The organism is Xanthomonas sp. NCPPB 2922, assembly GCF_041520885.1.
Lineage (GTDB): Bacteria > Pseudomonadota > Gammaproteobacteria > Xanthomonadales > Xanthomonadaceae > Xanthomonas > Xanthomonas campestris.
In genome coordinates this window covers 206,074-222,317 of the sequence record NZ_JBGOFY010000006.1, presented here as the reverse complement: position 1 = coordinate 222,317, position 16,244 = coordinate 206,074, and the positions used below count along the sequence as shown (strand labels likewise).

Genomic DNA, 16,244 nt, shown 5'->3' with positions numbered 1-16,244 from the left:
GAACATCAAGAACGCTGCGACCAGGATCAACCCGAACGCGGCCCAGTGGTTCCACTTCAACGACTGGCCCAGGTAGAACGTCGAGAACCCGGCGAACACCAGCAGGGTGATCACTTCCTGCATGCCCTTGAGCTGCGGCGCGGAATACACGGCGCTGCCCAGGCGGTTACCCGGCACCTGCAGGCAGTATTCGAAGAAGGCGATGCCCCAGCTGACCAGGATCGCGATCATCAGCGGCGTGCTCTTGTACTTCAGATGCCCGTACCACGCGAAGGTCATGAAGACGTTGCTGGCGAGCAGCAGCAGGATCGGATACAGGTAGGCGGTGAAGGGCGCGGTAGGCATGACGGCAGGCGGCGGCAGGACGGGGCCGGCAGCATAAGCCAGCCTCGTTAAGCGCACGCGACCATGCCGGCCTGGGCCACAGCAGGGTTCAGCGTTGCATGCCCCAGCGGCGCACGGTCAGTCGTTCGATCGCCTGGAACACCACGCCCTCTACCAGTAGCCCCAACGCGATCACCATGGCCAGGCCAGCGAACACGCGGTCGGTGTACAGCTCGTTGCGGTTCTGGAAAATGTACCAGCCCAGTCCGCCTTGCCCGGACGTGGCACCGAACACCAGCTCGGCGGCGATCAGGGTGCGCCAGGCAAATGCCCAGCCGATCTTCAGCCCGGACAGGATCGCCGGCAGGGCGGCGGGAATCAGCAACTGCACCACGTAGCGCGGGCCGCGCAGGCCGTAGTTGCGGCCAGCCATGCGCAGGGTGTCCGGCACCGCCTGGAACCCGGCGTAGGTGGTCAGCGCCAGCGGCCACAGCACCGAATGCACCAGCACGAACACCAGGCTGCCGGGGCCCAGGCCAAACCACAGCAGCGCCAGCGGCAACAAGGCGATCGCCGGCAGCGGATTGAACATGGCCGTCAGCGTGCCCAGCAGATCGCGACCCCAGCGCGTGGAGGCGGCCAATGCGGTCAGCACGAAGGCCAGCACCACGCCCACCACGTAGCCTTGTGCCAGCACCCGCAACGAGGTGCCGACCCGGCGCAGCAATTCGCCCGACAGCAGGCCGGTGTAGAACGCCTGCGCGGTCTGCCACGGGCTTGGCAGCATCAGATCGTCGGCCACCACGCGTGCGGCCACGTACCAGGCGGCCACCAGCACCGCCAGCACCAGCGCCTTGCGCAACCAGCCAGGCGCCTGCCAACGCGGCCGAGCATGTACCTGCAGCAGCGCTGGATCCAGCGGCTGCAGCGCGACCTCGTACTCCGGCCGCACCGGCGGCGTGGCTGGCAACGCCGTGCTGCGCGTGCTCATGGCAAGGCCTCGCGTTGACGCACGGCCGGCCTGCGCAGCGGCGCCACCTTGGCATCCTCCAGGGCGGCATCGGGAAGATCGAACAACAGGCGGTGAATGCGCTGCGCGGTCTGCTGGAACGCCACTCTGCCGGCGCTCTGCGGGCCGAACGCATGCGCGTTGAGTTCGGCCCGCACCTGGCCAGGATGCGGCGACAACAGCAGCACGCGGTTGCCCACCACCAATGCTTCCTCGATGGAATGGGTGACGAACAGCAGCGTGAAGCGCAGTTGTTCCCACAGCTCCAGCACCTGCTCCTGCATGCGCGCACGGGTGAGCGCATCCAGTGCGGCGAACGGTTCGTCCATCAGCAGCACGCGCGGGCGCATCGCCAGCGCACGTGCAATGGCGACGCGTTGCTTCATGCCGCCGGACAAGGTGTGCGGGTAGGCATCGGCAAAACCGGTCAATCCCACCTGCGCAAGGCCCTCGTCGGCGCGCTCACGTGCTTCGGCGCGCGATAGGGTGCGGGTGGCGCGCAGGCCGAACACCACGTTCTCGCGCACGGTCTTCCAGGGAGCCAGTTGGTCGAACTCCTGGAACACCACCACCCGGTCCGGCCCCGGTCCGGTGACGGCTGCGCCATCCAGCCGAATCTGGCCTTCGCGCGGCGTCACGAAGCCGGCCACCGCCTTGAGCAAGGTGGATTTGCCGCAGCCCGACGGACCAAGCAGCACGAAGCGATCCGCCGCGTGCACGTCGAAACGCACCCGATGCGTGGCACGGACCACGCGCTGCGCGGAGGCGTATTCCAGGCTGACGTTATCGACCTGCAGCAGTGGCGCGGCGGTGGTCATCACTCAGCTCCCGCCCCTGATCAATGGGTCGTCGAAGAAGTAGTCGCCCACCTTGGCAGGCGCCTGCTTGATCGCACCGCTGCGCTGCATGAAGGTGCCCAGTTTCAGCGTGTTTTGCGGCACCACGGTGAACTGCACCTTGGGGTCCTTGAGGATCTGCAGCACCAGCGCGCGGTCGATGCCCGAGCCGTTGCGGCGCAGGAAGATCTCGGCGGCCTGCTCCGGATGCGCGGTGACGAATTTCGCCGCCTGATCCAGCGCGGCCACAAAGGCGCGATAGGTCTTGGGGTTGTCGCGGCGGAATTTTTCGGTGGCGTACAGCACCGTGGCCGACGATGGGCCGCCTTCAATGTCGTAGGAGCTGGTCACGATATGCGCGGCCGGGTTGCGCGCCAGTTCCTGTTCCTGAAACGGCGGGCTGGCGAAGTGCGCGGTGATCTCGGTCCGGCCACGGATGATGGCCGCCGCCGCATCCGGATGCGGCAACGCCACCTGCAGCGGATCGAGCTGATGGGTGCCCTTGTCGCCCCAGCGCTGTTGCGAGGCATGCTGCAGGAAGCGCGACTGCACCGAGACGCCGGTGGCCGGCACCGCGATGCGGTCCTGTGGCGTGAAGTCGCCGATGCTCTTGATGCGCGGATTGTTGCTGATCAGGTAGTACGGAAAGTTGCCCAGCGACGCCACGCCGCGCACGTTCTGGCGGCCACGGGTACGGTCCCAGATCGTGAACAACGGGCCGACGCCGGCACCGGCGATGTCGATCGACCCGGTGAGCAAGGCATCGTTCACGGCCGCGCCGCCCGACAGCTGCAGGAACTGCACATCGATGTCCACGCCGGCGGCCTTGCCCTGCTGCTCGATGAGTTTCTGGTCCTGCGCCACGTCCAGCAGCAGATACACGATGCCGAACTGCTTGGCGATGCGCAGCTTTCCTTCGGCGTGCGCATGCGCGCTGTGCAGCAGCGGCAACGCGGCCAGCAGCAGCCAGGCCAGGCGGGGCGCCTTGCGGCGATGGGGAATGGCGTCACCAACAACGGTCAAGCGCATGCGACGCTCCAGTGGGGAAGGGGAGGGAAACGGCGTGCGTGCAGGTCAGAACGGCACGTCGCCTTCGATGGTGGTGCGATTGAGCCGGCGACGCAGATGGTCTGGCGTGCCGGCCGCCAGATGCATCACCGAGCGGTTGTCCCAGAACACCATGTCGTGCGGCTGCCAGCGGTGGCGATACACCAGCGCGTCGCGCGTGCTGTGGTCAAACAGCGCCTGCAGCAACGCGTGGCTTTCGTCGTCCGGCAAGCCGACGATGCGGGTGGTGAAGTGTTCGCTGACGAACAGCGCCTTGCGGCCGGTTTCCGGGTGCGTGCGCACGATCGGATGCTGCACCGGTGTGACTTCGGCAATCTGCTCGGCAGTCAACGCCGGGCGCCACGGATTGCGCGCACGCAGTTCCTCGTACTTGGCGAGATAACTGTGCTCGGCCTGCCGGCCTTCCACCGCGCGTTTGAGTGCGTCGGGCAGGGTCTGCCAGGCAAGATGCTGATTGGCGAACAAGGTGTCGCCACCCTCGGCCGGAAGCTCCTGCGCGTGCAGCAGCGAGCCCAGGCTGGGCGTTTCCTTGTACGACAGATCCGAGTGCCAGTAATGGCCGGCATCACCAAGCCCGATGGGCTGGCCGTTTTCCTTGATGTTGGAGACCACCAGCACTTCCGGATGCCCGCGCAGCTGGAAATTGCGCAGCACATGGATCTGCAACGGGCCGAACCGCCGGCTGAATTCGACCTGCTGCGCAGGGGTAATGCGTTGATCGCGGAACACCAGCACGTGGTGGTCCAGGTGCGCGCGGTGAATGCGCGCGAACGTGTCTGCATCCAGCGGCTGCGACAACGCCAGGCCGATGACCTCCGCACCCAGGGGCGCATCGAAGGACACGATCTGCACGCCAGACGCGCGGCCGTGCGGGTTGGGCGCGCGCGCTGCGGATGTGGCACTGGCCATGACGAACACCTCGGAGGCAATGAAGGGCCGCCGGCATGCCGGCGACCAGACACCTCACTCTAGGCAGTCGTTGCCAGGCTGCGAACCAACCATTGGCAACTTCGTCATGCGCTGCGGATATATGCAGTGCCGGCGGACGCACGCGTTGCGGCCGTGTCCGCCGGGGTGTTATTGCGTGCGTAAGGCCAACGCCGGTGGCGTGGACAAAATGCGCCGCGTCCCGGACCAACCGGCGAGCAGGCTCAGCGCCAGGCCGAACGCGCCGCCAATCAGCAGGCGTGGCCAATCCGGAGTCAGCGCGATCTCGAACGCCTGCTGCCCGACCACTGCACCGATCACCGCCGCGGCCGTGACTGCCAACAGCGCCGCCAGCAGTCCCAACGCACCGAATTCCACCAGCACCGCACCGCGCAACTGGCCGCGCCGTGCGCCCAGCGTGCGCAGCACGGCGCTGTCGTAACGGCGTTCGCCTGCGGTGGCCTGCAAGGCCGCCAGCAACACCAGCACGCCGGCCAGCAGGCTGAAGCCCATCACCAACTGCACCGCCTGCGCCACCTGATCAATCACCTCGCGCACCCGGCCCAGGATGGCGTCGATATCCAGCACCGAGATGTTCGGGTAATCGCGGCTGAGCGTGGCCAGCTTGGGCGCGTTGCCCGGCGGCAGGTGGAAGCTGGAAATCAGGTTGTATGGCGCATCGCCCACGGCGCCCTGGTTGAGCAGCAGGAAGAAATTGACCCGGAACGAATCCCAATCGGCCTTGCGGATGCTGGTCACGGTGAAGCTGCGCTGTTGTTCTCCCAACAACAAGGTGATGCGGTCGCCCAGCTTGAGTTGGTAGCGCTGCGCCCAGCCTTCTTCCACCGAGGCTTCCGGCGCCGTGCTGTCGGCACTCCAGAATTTCCCCTGCAATAGCGTATTCGCCGGCGGAAAGGCATGCCGCCAGGAGAAGTTCACCGGGCGGTTGTCGCCGTCGCCATCGTCCTGCGGATCGCGATCGCCGCGCAGCGGTGGCTTGTCGTTGATCGCCACCAAGCGCCCGGTCGAAAACGGCTCCACCGCTGCACCTTCCACGCCAAGGCTGCGCAAGGTTTGCAGCACCGGTTCGGTCTGCTCGGGCTGGATGTTCATCAGGAAGTAGTTGGGCGTGTCCACCGGCAGGCGGTCGCGCCATTGCCCGAGCAGGCCGGGGCCGACGACGGCCAGCAGCAACAGCGCGCACAACGACAGCGAAAGCCCCACCAGCTGCACCACGCTCAGCCCACGGCGCCGGGTCAGCGAGGCCAGGCCCAGCTTCCAGGCGCCGCGCAGGCGGTGCTGGATCGGCCGTAGCGCCGCCAGCAGGCCCAGGCCGAGCAGCATCGCCACCACGGCCAGTGCCGCCAATCCGCCCAATACCCAGCCGGCCAGCACCAGGTTGCCGGTGGCATAGACGGTCAGCGCCAGGGTCGCCGCCAACGCAGTGGCGTAGACCAGCAAGGAGCTCGGCGGCACCGCGGCAAAGCTGCGGTTGAGCACGCGCATCGGCGGCACATTGCGCAGCCGCAACAGCGGCGGCAGCCCGAAGCCCAGCAGCAGCACCAAACCGATGCCAGCGCCCGCCAGGGCCGGGGTGGCCTGTGGCAGTGGCAGCCGGTTCGGGATCAGGCTGCCCAGCGCCTGCACCAGGCCCTCCTGCGCCAGCATGCCCAGGCCGATGCCCACCAGGCAGGCCGGGGTCGCGGTCAACAGCAACTGCAGCGACAGCATCGCCAGGATGTCGCGCTGGCGCGCACCCAGGCAGCGCAGCACGGCCACGGTGTCGATGCGGCGCATCGCAAACCGGTTTGCCGCCAGCGCGGTTGCCACGCCCGACAGCAATACCGCCAGCAACGCCGACAGAGCCAGGAAACGGCCGGCCCGGTCGAACGCGGCGCGCATGCCGCGCTGGGTGTCTTCGATGCCCACCAGCCGGTATTCGCTGGCGCGCGGCTTGAGCCAGGCGCGCAGGTCGGCAATGGCTTGCGGCGTACCGGCGAACATCAACCGGTAGGAGGCGCGGCTGCCCGGGCCGAGCAGTCCGGCGCGATCGATATCTGCGCGGTTGACCAGCAACGGCGGCGACAGCTGCATCAGCTCGCCGGAGGCATCGGGTTCGGCGCGCAACACGCCGGTGATGGTGAGATGGCCGGCGCCAAATTCCAGCTGTTCGCCAACGCGCAGGCCCAGCGCGTCGAGCAGGCGCGGATCGGCATAGGCCTGGCCCGGCGGCGGTGCCGAAGATGCCTGCGCTTGCGTGCCGGCCGCGTCCTTTGACACCAGCAGCTCGCCGCGCAGGGGATACCCGGCGCCGACGCCGCGAATGTTGGCCATCTGGCTGGACTCGCGATGGAACAACACGCTGGGGAAGCTGACCAGGCGGGTGGTCTGCAGCCCGCGCCGCTGCGCTTCGTCGGCAAAGGAGGCGGGAATCTCCTGGCGCCCGGTGACCCCCAGGTCGCCGCCCAGCACCTCGGCTGCGCTGGATGTCAGCGCCAGGGTGACGCGGTCCACCAACGTGCCCACGGCGGTCATCACCGCCACGCCCAGCACCAGCGCGGCAAAGACGGTCAGCAGGTCGCCGGCCAGGAACTCGCGGCGCACCGCACGTGCGGCCTGTTTGAGGACGTTCATGCCGCCGCGCCGGGCTGCTGTGCGTGCAGGCGCCCGCCATCGATGCGGTAGATGTGACGGCAGCGCTGCGCCAGGGTCATGTCGTGGGTGACCAGTACCAGCGTGGTCTCGCTGGTGGCATTGAGCGCGAACAGCAGGTCGCTGATCTGCGCGCCGGTGGCCTGGTCCAGGCTGCCGGTGGGTTCATCGGCAAACAGAATGCGCGGCTTGGCCACGAACGCGCGCGCCAGCGCCACGCGTTGCTGCTCGCCGCCGGAGAGCTGGCGTGGGTAATGCCGCGCACGCGCGCTCAGGCCGACCGCCTGCAGCACCTCGCGCACCCGCGCCGGGTCCTCGCGCCCGGCCAGTTCCAACGGCAGTGCGATGTTTTCTTCGGCCGTCAGCGCTGGCAACAGGTGGAAGCTCTGGAACACGAAGCCCACCTCGCGGGCGCGCAGGGCCGCGCGCGCCTCCTCGTCGAGCTGGCCCAGGTCCTGCCCGGCCAACGCGATGCTGCCGCGGCTGGGCAGGTCCAGCCCGGCGAGCAGGCCGAGCAGGGTGGTCTTGCCTGACCCCGAGGCGCCGACGATGGCGATACTGTCGCCTTCACTGACCGTCAAGCTGATGTTGTCGAGGATGTGGAGTGTTCCCTCCGGTCCGCTGACGGACTTGCCGACCTCGCGGACGTCGATGGCGGTGCGGGTGCTGGAGTGGGGGGCCAGACTGTCGATGAGGAATCTCCGAATGCGTGAAAGAACACTGCGGTACAGCGTGATGAGCCTGTGGCTGCTGACACTCTCCCTGCTTGCGCCGGGGATTGCCTCTGCCAAAAGTCCGGCCACTGCCGCGCCGATCCTGGTGGTGGGTGACAGCCTGAGCGCCGCGCACAACATCCCGGTGCAGTCCGGCTGGGTCACCCTGCTGGACCAGCGCCTGAAGCGTGACATGGCGACGCCATCGCCGGTCGTCAATGCCAGCATCAGCGGCGAAACCACCTCCGGCGCCTTGACCCGGCTGCCTGGGCTGCTGCAAAAGCACCGCCCCGGCGTGGTCGTCATCGAGTTGGGTGGCAACGATGCCTTGCGCGGCCTCACGCCGGCCCAGCTCAAGGGCAACCTGGAGAAGATGATCCAGCTCAGCCGTCAGGCGGGCGCGAAGGTCTTGCTGCTGGGCATCGATGTGCCGCCCAACTATGGCCCGGCCTATCGCGAGCGGCTGAAGGCGACCTATGCCGACCTGTCCAAGCAATACCAGACCGCGCTGGTGCCGTTCTTTCTCGAGAAGGTCGCCCTTCAACCGGGCCTGATGCAGGCCGACGGCCTGCACCCCACCGCCGCCGCACAGCCCAAGGTGCTGGAAACGGTCTGGCCAGCACTGAAGCCACTGCTCAAACCTTGAGCAAGCGGCCTCGAGCGACCCGAATCCGACGCGAAGTCTTCACGCCATTTCCACCGCCAATCCGGCATGTTTCACAAAGCTGAAGACCGAGGAAAGTCCATGCGTCAGACCAAGGAAACGTCCGGCCTCGTGCTGGTCGTCGAAGACAATCGCAATATCTCAGAAATGATCGGCGAGTACCTGGAAGGCCGCGGCTTCGAGGTCGACTATGCCGTGGACGGACTGGACGGCTACCGTCTGGCCGCCGAAAACAGCTATGACGTGGTGGTGCTGGACCTCATGCTGCCGCGCCTGGACGGTATCGAAGTCTGCCGCCGCCTGCGTAACGACGCACGCAAGTCGACCCCGGTGCTGATGCTGACCGCACGCGACACGTTGGACGACAAGCTCACCGGTCTGGGCTTCGGCGCCGACGACTACCTGACCAAGCCCTTCGCGATCCAGGAACTGGAAGCACGCCTGCGTGCGCTGATCCGTCGCGAGCGCCGCCAGGTGGGTTCGGAAGTACTCAAGGTCGCCGACCTGGTGCTGGATCCGGTGAGCATGCGCGCCACCCGTGCCGGCACCGAACTGCAGCTGTCGCCGATCGGTCTGCGCCTGCTGACCATCCTGATGCGCGAATCGCCGCGCGTGGTGACGCGTCAGGAAATCGAACGCGAGATCTGGGGCAACGGCCTGCCGGACTCGGACACCTTGCGCAGCCATCTGTACAACCTGCGCAAGATCATCGACAAGCCGTTCGACCGCCCGCTGCTGCACACCGTGCAGAGCGCCGGCTATCGCATTGCCGACATCGCACAGCCGATGGCCTGATGTCGCTGGCCGGCTGCCGCCTGGCAGCCGGCTGTTCCTCAAGGCGCCCACGCGCCGCTCGTCACCGCGTGCTGCCGGTTGGTTGCACGACGGGCTCACGGAAGTGTTGCCTATACTTCGGCGATCTTCCTGGATGCCGCAATGCCGCACGGGCTCCCGCGAAAAATCCGCATCGCATTCTTGTTGCAGGTCGTCCTGGCGAGCCTGGCGATCATGCTGGGCGGCTATTTGATCTCGCTGGTCATAAAATACAGCCTGGTGCGTACCGTGCTGGCCGACGAGGCCGTGCATTTCTGGCGCATGTACCGCAGCGCGCCCGATCATCGCCCGCCTGATACACGCAACATCCGCGGCTATTTCGATCCTGCCGGCCCTGCGAGTGATGATGTGCCGCAGTCGCTGCGTCTGCTGTCGCCCGGCTTCCGTGAAGTGGCCGCCGCCGATGCGCTGGTGTACGTCGACCAGCGCCCGGAAGGGCGGCTGTACCTGGTGTTTCCGCGCTCGCGCGCGGCGCATCTGACGCTGTGGTTCGGCGTGGTGCCGGCGATCCTGGTGCTGCTGGCGATCTATGGCGTGTCGTGGTTCACCTACCGTCTTTCCAAACAGCTGGTGTCGCCGGTGACCTGGCTGGCGCGCCGCGTGGCGCAGTGGGATCCGCGCCAACCCGATGTGGACGAGCTCTCGCCCGAGCGGTTGCCGGTGGAAATGCAGGGCGAGACCCGGCAGCTCGCCGCTGCCTTGCACGAGCTGGGCCGCCGCGTCAGCGACCACGTCGCGCGCGAACGCAACTTCACCCGCGATGCCAGCCATGAATTGCGTACGCCGCTGACGGTGATCCGGGTCGCCAGCGACATGGCACTGGCCGATGAAGAACTGGCACCGCGCACGCAGCGCAGCCTGCGCCGCATCCAGCGCGCCGGACGCGACATGGAAGCGGTGATCGATGCCTTCCTGATCCTGGCGCGCGAAGCCGAGATCGACCCGCAGAGCGAAAGTTTCGATGCGGCCGAGCTGGCCAGCGAGGAAGTGGACAATGCGCGCGAACTGCTGGGCGACAAGCCGGTCTCGCTGCACATGGTGGGCGACCGCAGCTTGCAGATGTTTGCGCCGCCACGGGTGATGCGGGTGGTGCTCAGCAACCTGCTGCGCAATGCCTGTGCCTATACCGACACCGGCAGCATCGAGGTGGAAGTCACCCAGGACCGCATCGTGGTGCGCGATACCGGCATCGGCATGAGCGAAGAGGCGCGTGCGCGTGCATTCGAGCCGTTCTTCCGCGCCGACCCGACCCGGCCGCAAGGCACCGGGCTGGGGCTATCGATCGTGCGCCGGCTGTGCGATCGCTTCGGCTGGCGCATCGAGTTGCATAGCGAGGCGGGTGTCGGTACTTCTGTTGCGGTTGTTGTTGCGTAGTGAGTTGCGTCTGTTGCTGGGTCGCCAGAAGCCGCGACAAATTTTCGCCGATCGCTACAGCGCTAGTTGCCGAGCTGTTGCTACAGAAAAAAGTGACACGCCCAGGGCAACCACTCGCGCTATGCCAGTGCTGCGCCTGAGGCAGACATGCAGGTCCGCATTGAACGGATGAGTAACTCGAAAGTGCGAAGCACGAAGTAAATGCAGCGCGTTGAGCAAGCAGCGGTTGCTGTGCGTGGCTCAGGCATACCTAGCGCGTAATGCATGCCCTCAACGCCAAATTGCGGACCTGAACAGCGAGTCATTCCAGCAACGCCCCTCGCAAGGGGCGCTGCCTGAAGACCAGCGTTACTTGCGCTCCAGCACCGGCGCCACCGCTTTGCGCCAGAGTGCGTACCCTTCCGGCTTCATATGCAGCATGTCCTCGCGAAACAGCTCCGGGCGCGGCTTGCCGGTGGCATCCAGCATCTGCGTATAGATGTCGATGTAGTCGGTCCGCGGCACGTTGGCCAATGCCTGCTTGATCAGCTGGTTGGCGCGCATGATCGCCGGCAGTAGCTGTGCACGCGACGGGCTGGGTTTGATCGACAAATAGCCAATGCGTGCCTCGGGAAGTGCGGCGCGGATGCGTGTGACGAAAGCCACCACATCGTCGCGCACCTGCTCCGGGCTGCGCCCGCTGTTGAGGTCGTTGTCGCCGGCATACAACACCACCTGGCGCGGCGCGTAGGGAATCACGATGCGGTCGGCGTACCAGGTGCTGTCGCGCACTTCCGAGCCGCCAAAGCCACGGTTGATCACCGGTTTGCCGGGGAAATCCTGCGCCAGCGTTTCCCAGAAACGAATCGACGAACTGCCGACGAACACGATGCCGTGCTTGGGCGGCGGTTGCTGCGCATCGCTGGCCGCGAAGCGCTGCATGTCCTGCTCCCATGCCGCATTGGAGACCTGTGCCGGCACCTGGGGCGCGGCAGGCGGCGCGGCGGCCTGCAGGGGGCTGGACGCAATGGCGAGTGCGCACAACAGCGCGCGCAAGGGCAGTTGTTTCATCGGCAGACCTGTCAACGTGGAGCGGACTGCGCATGGTGCGGCAGCGCGGCTGCAGCGGCAAATCCGGGCGCGACTGGCGGCCGGAACCGTCGCGGTGGCAAGATTCGCACTTTCCGCTGCTACGGCTTCCCCATGTCCCTGATCCAATCCTTGTCCTGCACCAGCGTTCGGATGCGCTGACGGATGGCCGATCAACTGGGGCACGTGCCGCGCGGCCCGCGCCGGATGCTCAAGGCGGCGGTGTGGTCGTGGCAGGGTCTGCGTGCGGCGTGGCTGCATGAATCCTCGTTCCGCCTGGAAGTCTGCCTGGCCGCGCTGCTGACACCGCTGGCGCTGTGGCTGGGGAATTCGGAGCTGGAACGCATCGCGCTGATTGCGCCATTGCTGATCGTGCTGGCTGCAGAGTTGTTGAACTCGGCCATCGAAGCGGTGATCGAGCGGTATGGCCCGGAACACCACGTGCTGGCCGGGCGCGCCAAGGACATGGGCTCGGCCGCCGTGTTCGTGCTGCTGATCAACGTGTTGCTGTGCTGGGGCCTGGTCCTGCTGCCGCGGCTGTTCTGAGTGCGGCAGCGCGGCGGTGGCTGTGAAACGGCTGGCCGCATGCATGCCGGGATGTGCATGCCGGCTTGACTGGCACCGTGGCATGCTCGCGGTCCCTTGTCATGGAATCGCCTGCATGCCCGTCCTGATTCGCGCCCTGGTGCTGCTGGTCCTCACCGCCTCGCTGTCCGGCTGCGGCTACAACGCGATCCAGCAGAAGGAAGAGGGCGTCAAAGCGGGCTGGTCGGAGGTGCTCAACCAGTACCAGCGCCGCGCCGATCTGATTCCCAACCTGGTGCGTACCGTGCAGGGCTATGCCCAGCAGGAGCGTCAGGTGCTGACCGAAGTGACCAACGCGCGCGCGCGGGTGGGCCAGATCCAGGTCAACGCCGACGACGAGGCCTCGCTCAAGCGCTTCCAGCAGGCGCAGGGCGAACTGGGCAGTGCGCTGTCGCGCTTGCTGGTGGTCAGCGAAAACTACCCGCAGCTCAAGTCCGACCAATCGTTCCGTGATCTGCAGGTGCAGCTGGAAGGCACCGAAAACCGCATCACCGTGGCGCGCGGCCGCTATATCCAGACCGTGCAGGACTACAACACCTATATCCGCTCGTTCCCGCAGGTGATCACCGCCAAGGTCTTCGGCTACCAGCCCAAGCCGAATTTCAGCGTGGAAAACGAGGCGCAGATTTCGCGCGCGCCAGAGGTGAATTTCGGCACGCAGCCGGCACCGCAGCAGCAACAACCGCAGCCTGCGCAGTAATGCGGCGCAGTGGTGGGCAGCGAGCAGATGGCGGGCCGTCGATGAGGCGGCCGGCCGGTCTTGGCAGTACTTGTGGCGCTTTGGTGGAGGCTAGGGATCGCGTCATCGGTCTGTGCAGTGAAGCCAATGCCCATCGCGCTGCTACGCGAATTCGTAGTGGGCACATCGACGAACGCGCTCGTTCAAACACTGTTACCAGGTCAGCCGCCACGCACGGCTCGCTGTTTCTGTCTCGCTATTGCCTGCCGCAGCATGCGGCCTTGTTCGACAGCGCGGTGCCAGGCCTCATGCGCCATGTGCCTGAAAACGTGGCAGTTATGTCGATGGGCAATGCCGCCCTTTGGAGTCTGTAATGCCCCAGCGTCGATATGCCCTGTGGATGCTGTGGCTGCTCTGCGCACTGCTGCCGGCCACGGTGGTCGCGCAGGATCTGGCCGCCATCCCGCCGTTGCGCTCGCCGGTGGTGGATACCACTGGCACGCTGGATGCCACCCAGCTCCAGCAGCTGGAACAACAGGCGATCGCCCTGCAGCAACGCAAGGGCGCGCAGTTGCAGATTCTGATCGTGCCGACCACCCAGCCGGAGGCGATCGAGCAATACACCCAGCGCGTGTTCGATCAATGGAAGATTGGCCGCAAGGGCGTGGACGATGGCGTGCTGCTGCTGGTGGCCAAGGACGACCGCCGGGTGAGGATTCAGCCAGGCTACGGCCTGGAAGGGGCGATTCCCGACATCGTGGCCAACCGCATCATCCAGGAATACCTGGCGCCGCGGTTCCGCGAGGGCGATTACGGCGGCGGCATCCGTGACGCCACCGCCACGCTGGCCGGGCTGATCGAAGGCGAGGCCTTGCCCGCGCCGGTAAGCGGGCATGCGTCCGATCTGAGCGATAGCGACAGCGGTAGCTGGGTCATGGCGCTGTTCATCGGCGTGTTCGTTGCGCTGATCGCGCGGGTGTTCCTGCGGGCATTGCCGCGGCCGGTGCGCGGAGTGCTGAGCGGTGCAGCGGCCGGCGCGGCCGCGTTGCTGCTGACCTCACTGGTGTTTGCCAGCATCGGCGCGGCGGTGGCCGGATTGGTCGTTGGCCTGGCGTCCGGTTCGGGCGGCCGCTCCATTGGTGGTGGCGGTTGGGGCGGCGGATTTGGTGGTTTCGGTGGTGGCGGGCGCGGCGGTGGCTTTGGCGGCGGCGGGTTCGGTGGCGGCTGGGGCGGGGGTGGTGGGTCGTCGGGAGGCGGTGGCGCCTCGGGGAGCTGGTGATGCGCTGGATCAGACACATGTTTGCGCCCTCGGCGCACCGCAGCTTTCCGCCGCGCAGCATGGACAGCATCGCCGCGGCGATCGCGGCCAGCGAGCAGTTGCACACCGGTCAGGTGATGGTGGCGGTGGAGGCGGATCTGTCGGTGGCGGCGCTCTGGCGCGGTCATGGTGCTCGCCAACGTGCCGAGCAGGCGTTCGCACAGCTGCGCACCTGGGATACCGAAGCCAACAACGGTGTGCTGATCTATCTGCTATTAGCGGACCATGCCATTGAAGTGGTGGCCGACCGTGGGCTGCGTGCGTTGGTGCCGGACGCGGCCTGGGCCGAGGTCTGCCGACGCATGCAGCAGTTCTTGCGCGATGGTCAGCACGAGGCCGCCGTGCTGGCCGGGGTGGAGGCGGTGACCGAACTGCTGTGCGCGCATTTTCCGGCCGCTGCCCAGGCCCAGCATGAAGACGAGCTGCCCAATCGGCCGCACATCCTCGGCTGAGGACGCCGTAGATGTCAGAATAGCGGCCTCGCTTTTTCGTGATCCGCGGTCCGCATGATCTATCTGCACGCCATCGACCCCATCGCCTTCTCGCTTGGCCCGGTGCAGGTGCACTGGTACGGGTTGATGTACTTGGCCGCGTTCTTTTCCGCCTGGGCCCTGGGCCGCTCGCGCATCCTGCGCGGTCGCCTGCCCGGCGTGGACATGGACGGATTTTCCGACCTGTTGTTCTACGGCATGCTCGGCGTAGTGCTCGGCGGGCGCATCGGCTACATGTTGTTCTATGCCTTCGACACCTTGCTGGCCAACCCGCTGATCCTGTTCAAGGTGTGGGAAGGCGGCATGAGCTTCCACGGCGGGCTGCTGGGCGTGTTGATCGCCTGCGGCCTGTGGACGCGCCGGCACCGCCTGCATTTCTTCGATGTCATGGATTTTGTCGCGCCCCTGGTGCCGTTGGGCCTGGGCTTCGGGAGGCTGGGCAATTTTGTCGGCGGCGAGTTGTGGGGCAAGTTCACCCAGGCCGGCTGGGGCGTGATCTTCCCGCATGCGCCGGAGTTGGCTGACTGGCCGCCCGCGCAACTCCAGGCCCAGTACGCGGCCGGCGCGCTGGACCGCTTCGCCCGGCATCCGTCGCAGCTGTATGAAGCCGCGCTCGAAGGCGTGGTGATGTTCGTGGTGTTGTGGACCTTCTCGATGAAGCCGCGCGCGCGCTATGCGGTGTCGGGACTGTTTGCGCTGCTTTATGGCGTGTTCCGCTTCATCGTGGAGTTCGTCCGCGTCCCGGATGCACCGCTGGGCTACCTGGCCTTCAACTGGCTGACGATGGGGCAGATCCTGAGCCTGCCGTTGATCGGCGTGGGCCTGGTGCTGCTGGCGCTGTCGCGCCGCGCGCCGGTCCTGCAGCCGGTGGTGCCGGCTGCAGCAGGTGTGGAGGCGGCCAAGTGAAGCCGTACCTGGAGTTGCTGCAGCACGTGCTCGAGTACGGCGCCGAGAAGTCCGATCGCACCGGCACCGGCACGCGCAGCGTGTTCGGCTGGCAGATGCGCTTCGACCTCAATGCTGGCTTTCCGCTGGTCACCACCAAGAAGCTGCACCTGCGCTCGATCATCCATGAGCTGCTGTGGTTCCTGCAGGGCGATACCAACATCGCGTACCTGAAAGACAACCAGGTCCGCATCTGGGACGAGTGGGCCGATGCCAACGGCGACCTCGGCCCGGTCTACGGCAAGCAGTGGCGACGCTGGACCGGTCCGGACGGCGTCGAGATCGACCAGATGCAGTGGCTGGTGGACGAGATCAAGCGCAACCCGGACTCGCGCCGGCTGGTGATCAGTGCCTGGAATGTCGGCGAGTTGCCGCAAATGGCCTTGATGCCCTGCCATAGCCTATTCCAGTTCTACGTGGTGGACGGCAAGCTCAGCTGCCAGCTCTACCAACGCAGCGGCGACATCTTCCTGGGGGTGCCGTTCAACATCGCCAGCTATGCGTTGCTGACCCACATGGTGGCGCAGGCCACTGGCCTGGGCGTGGGCGACTTCGTGCACACGCTGGGCGATGCGCATCTGTACGCGAACCACTTCGAACAAGCCCGCGAGCAGCTGACGCGCACTCCGCGCGCGTTGCCAACCTTGCGCCTGAATCCCGAAGTCACCGACCTGTTCGCGTTCCGCTTCGAGGACATCGCCATCGACGGCTACGACCCGCATCCGGCCATCAAGGCGCCAGTGGCGGTGTGAGCACG

General features: G+C 66.6%; 17 protein-coding genes. 9 read left to right on the top strand and 8 right to left on the bottom strand.

The window, feature by feature from the left end; all coding sequences use genetic code 11:
• The 7 genes from ACD584_RS10140 to ACD584_RS10110 all read right to left on the bottom strand — a co-directional run.
• Positions 1-345 (bottom strand): DMT family protein (locus ACD584_RS10140; protein WP_221284504.1); only part of this gene is annotated, 345 nt, incomplete at its 3' end.
• Between the two features lie 88 nt (positions 346-433).
• On the bottom strand, positions 434-1,315 hold the full coding sequence (locus tag ACD584_RS10135) for an ABC transporter permease (protein ID WP_076036369.1): 882 nt from the start codon (positions 1,313-1,315) through the stop codon (positions 434-436).
• The gene (locus tag ACD584_RS10130; protein WP_076036368.1) at positions 1,312-2,151 is read right to left on the bottom strand and encodes an ABC transporter ATP-binding protein; all 840 of its coding nucleotides are present in this window, start codon (positions 2,149-2,151) and stop codon (positions 1,312-1,314) included. Before ACD584_RS10130 ends, ACD584_RS10135 begins: the two co-directional genes overlap by 4 nt.
• A gap of 3 nt (positions 2,152-2,154) precedes the next feature.
• Positions 2,155-3,198 carry an ABC transporter substrate-binding protein gene (locus ACD584_RS10125; protein WP_076036367.1) on the bottom strand — a complete coding sequence of 348 codons (1,044 nt, stop codon included), beginning with the start codon at positions 3,196-3,198 and terminating at the stop codon, positions 2,155-2,157.
• Between the two features lie 45 nt (positions 3,199-3,243).
• Positions 3,244-4,146 carry a TauD/TfdA family dioxygenase gene (locus tag ACD584_RS10120; RefSeq protein WP_076036366.1) on the bottom strand — a complete coding sequence of 301 codons (903 nt, stop codon included), beginning with the start codon at positions 4,144-4,146 and terminating at the stop codon, positions 3,244-3,246.
• Positions 4,147-4,314: 168 nt separating this feature from the next.
• On the bottom strand, positions 4,315-6,798 hold the full coding sequence (locus ACD584_RS10115) for an ABC transporter permease (RefSeq protein WP_076036365.1): 2,484 nt from the start codon (positions 6,796-6,798) through the stop codon (positions 4,315-4,317).
• The gene (locus ACD584_RS10110; RefSeq protein WP_256267867.1) at positions 6,795-7,403 is read right to left on the bottom strand and encodes an ABC transporter ATP-binding protein; all 609 of its coding nucleotides are present in this window, start codon (positions 7,401-7,403) and stop codon (positions 6,795-6,797) included. Before ACD584_RS10110 ends, ACD584_RS10115 begins: the two co-directional genes overlap by 4 nt.
• Before the next feature lie 103 nt (positions 7,404-7,506).
• On the opposite strand from ACD584_RS10110, the gene ACD584_RS10105 reads away from it, so the two are divergent.
• The 3 genes from ACD584_RS10105 to ACD584_RS10095 all read left to right on the top strand — a co-directional run bounded on the left by ACD584_RS10105 (position 7,507) and on the right by ACD584_RS10095 (position 10,401).
• On the top strand, positions 7,507-8,175 hold the full coding sequence (locus tag ACD584_RS10105; RefSeq protein WP_175611819.1) for an arylesterase: 669 nt from the start codon (positions 7,507-7,509) through the stop codon (positions 8,173-8,175).
• 99 nt (positions 8,176-8,274) lie between these two features.
• A complete protein-coding gene (locus tag ACD584_RS10100; RefSeq protein WP_014506728.1) occupies positions 8,275-8,988 on the top strand; it encodes a response regulator transcription factor in 714 nt (237 codons plus the stop codon).
• 141 nt (positions 8,989-9,129) lie between these two features.
• The gene (locus ACD584_RS10095; RefSeq protein ID WP_012439181.1) at positions 9,130-10,401 is read left to right on the top strand and encodes a HAMP domain-containing sensor histidine kinase; all 1,272 of its coding nucleotides are present in this window, start codon (positions 9,130-9,132) and stop codon (positions 10,399-10,401) included.
• 348 nt (positions 10,402-10,749) lie between these two features.
• Here the strand turns inward: ACD584_RS10095 and ACD584_RS10090 are convergent, their stop codons facing one another.
• Entirely contained in the window at positions 10,750-11,451 is a 702-nt protein-coding gene (locus tag ACD584_RS10090) for an SGNH/GDSL hydrolase family protein (RefSeq protein ID WP_070691946.1), read from the bottom strand.
• A 183-nt stretch (positions 11,452-11,634) separates the two neighbouring features.
• Here ACD584_RS10090 and ACD584_RS10085 point away from each other — a divergent pair, with 183 nt between their 5' ends.
• The 6 genes from ACD584_RS10085 to ACD584_RS10060 all read left to right on the top strand — a co-directional run bounded on the left by ACD584_RS10085 (position 11,635) and on the right by ACD584_RS10060 (position 16,239).
• Positions 11,635-12,015: a diacylglycerol kinase gene (locus ACD584_RS10085; RefSeq protein WP_076036362.1), complete on the top strand. Its 381-nt coding sequence runs from the start codon at positions 11,635-11,637 to the stop codon at positions 12,013-12,015.
• Between the two features lie 115 nt (positions 12,016-12,130).
• The gene (locus ACD584_RS10080) at positions 12,131-12,754 is read left to right on the top strand and encodes a LemA family protein (protein ID WP_070691948.1); all 624 of its coding nucleotides are present in this window, start codon (positions 12,131-12,133) and stop codon (positions 12,752-12,754) included.
• Positions 12,755-13,106: 352 nt separating this feature from the next.
• The gene (locus ACD584_RS10075; protein WP_175611569.1) at positions 13,107-14,012 is read left to right on the top strand and encodes a YgcG family protein; all 906 of its coding nucleotides are present in this window, start codon (positions 13,107-13,109) and stop codon (positions 14,010-14,012) included.
• Entirely contained in the window at positions 14,012-14,503 is a 492-nt protein-coding gene (locus tag ACD584_RS10070) for a TPM domain-containing protein (RefSeq protein WP_057673201.1), read from the top strand. Before ACD584_RS10075 ends, ACD584_RS10070 begins: the two co-directional genes overlap by 1 nt.
• 54 nt (positions 14,504-14,557) lie before the next feature.
• Positions 14,558-15,448 (top strand): prolipoprotein diacylglyceryl transferase, encoded by an 891-nt coding sequence (lgt, locus tag ACD584_RS10065; protein ID WP_070691954.1) that lies wholly within the window; start codon positions 14,558-14,560, stop codon positions 15,446-15,448.
• Complete coding sequence (locus ACD584_RS10060; protein WP_070691956.1) at positions 15,445-16,239, top strand: thymidylate synthase; 795 nt, start codon at positions 15,445-15,447, stop codon at positions 16,237-16,239. Before lgt ends, ACD584_RS10060 begins: the two co-directional genes overlap by 4 nt.
• Positions 16,240-16,244 lie beyond the last annotated feature (5 nt).

What these genes read in the sequence shown, in the direction of transcription:
- ACD584_RS10135 (WP_076036369.1), bottom strand. Translation starts at nt 1,315, where the DNA reads ATGAGCACGCGCAGCACGGCGTTGCCAGCCACGCCGCCGGTGCGGCCG.
- ACD584_RS10130 (WP_076036368.1), bottom strand. Translation starts at nt 2,151, where the DNA reads ATGACCACCGCCGCGCCACTGCTGCAGGTCGATAACGTCAGCCTGGAA.
- ACD584_RS10125 (WP_076036367.1), bottom strand. Translation starts at nt 3,198, where the DNA reads ATGCGCTTGACCGTTGTTGGTGACGCCATTCCCCATCGCCGCAAGGCG.
- ACD584_RS10120 (WP_076036366.1), bottom strand. Translation starts at nt 4,146, where the DNA reads ATGGCCAGTGCCACATCCGCAGCGCGCGCGCCCAACCCGCACGGCCGC.
- ACD584_RS10115 (WP_076036365.1), bottom strand. Translation starts at nt 6,798, where the DNA reads ATGAACGTCCTCAAACAGGCCGCACGTGCGGTGCGCCGCGAGTTCCTG.
- ACD584_RS10105 (WP_175611819.1), top strand. Translation starts at nt 7,507, where the DNA reads ATGAGGAATCTCCGAATGCGTGAAAGAACACTGCGGTACAGCGTGATG.
- ACD584_RS10100 (WP_014506728.1), top strand. Translation starts at nt 8,275, where the DNA reads ATGCGTCAGACCAAGGAAACGTCCGGCCTCGTGCTGGTCGTCGAAGAC.
- ACD584_RS10095 (WP_012439181.1), top strand. Translation starts at nt 9,130, where the DNA reads ATGCCGCACGGGCTCCCGCGAAAAATCCGCATCGCATTCTTGTTGCAG.
- ACD584_RS10090 (WP_070691946.1), bottom strand. Translation starts at nt 11,451, where the DNA reads ATGAAACAACTGCCCTTGCGCGCGCTGTTGTGCGCACTCGCCATTGCG.
- ACD584_RS10085 (WP_076036362.1), top strand. Translation starts at nt 11,635, where the DNA reads ATGGCCGATCAACTGGGGCACGTGCCGCGCGGCCCGCGCCGGATGCTC.
- ACD584_RS10080 (WP_070691948.1), top strand. Translation starts at nt 12,131, where the DNA reads ATGCCCGTCCTGATTCGCGCCCTGGTGCTGCTGGTCCTCACCGCCTCG.
- ACD584_RS10075 (WP_175611569.1), top strand. Translation starts at nt 13,107, where the DNA reads ATGCCCCAGCGTCGATATGCCCTGTGGATGCTGTGGCTGCTCTGCGCA.
- ACD584_RS10070 (WP_057673201.1), top strand. Translation starts at nt 14,012, where the DNA reads ATGCGCTGGATCAGACACATGTTTGCGCCCTCGGCGCACCGCAGCTTT.
- lgt (WP_070691954.1), top strand. Translation starts at nt 14,558, where the DNA reads ATGATCTATCTGCACGCCATCGACCCCATCGCCTTCTCGCTTGGCCCG.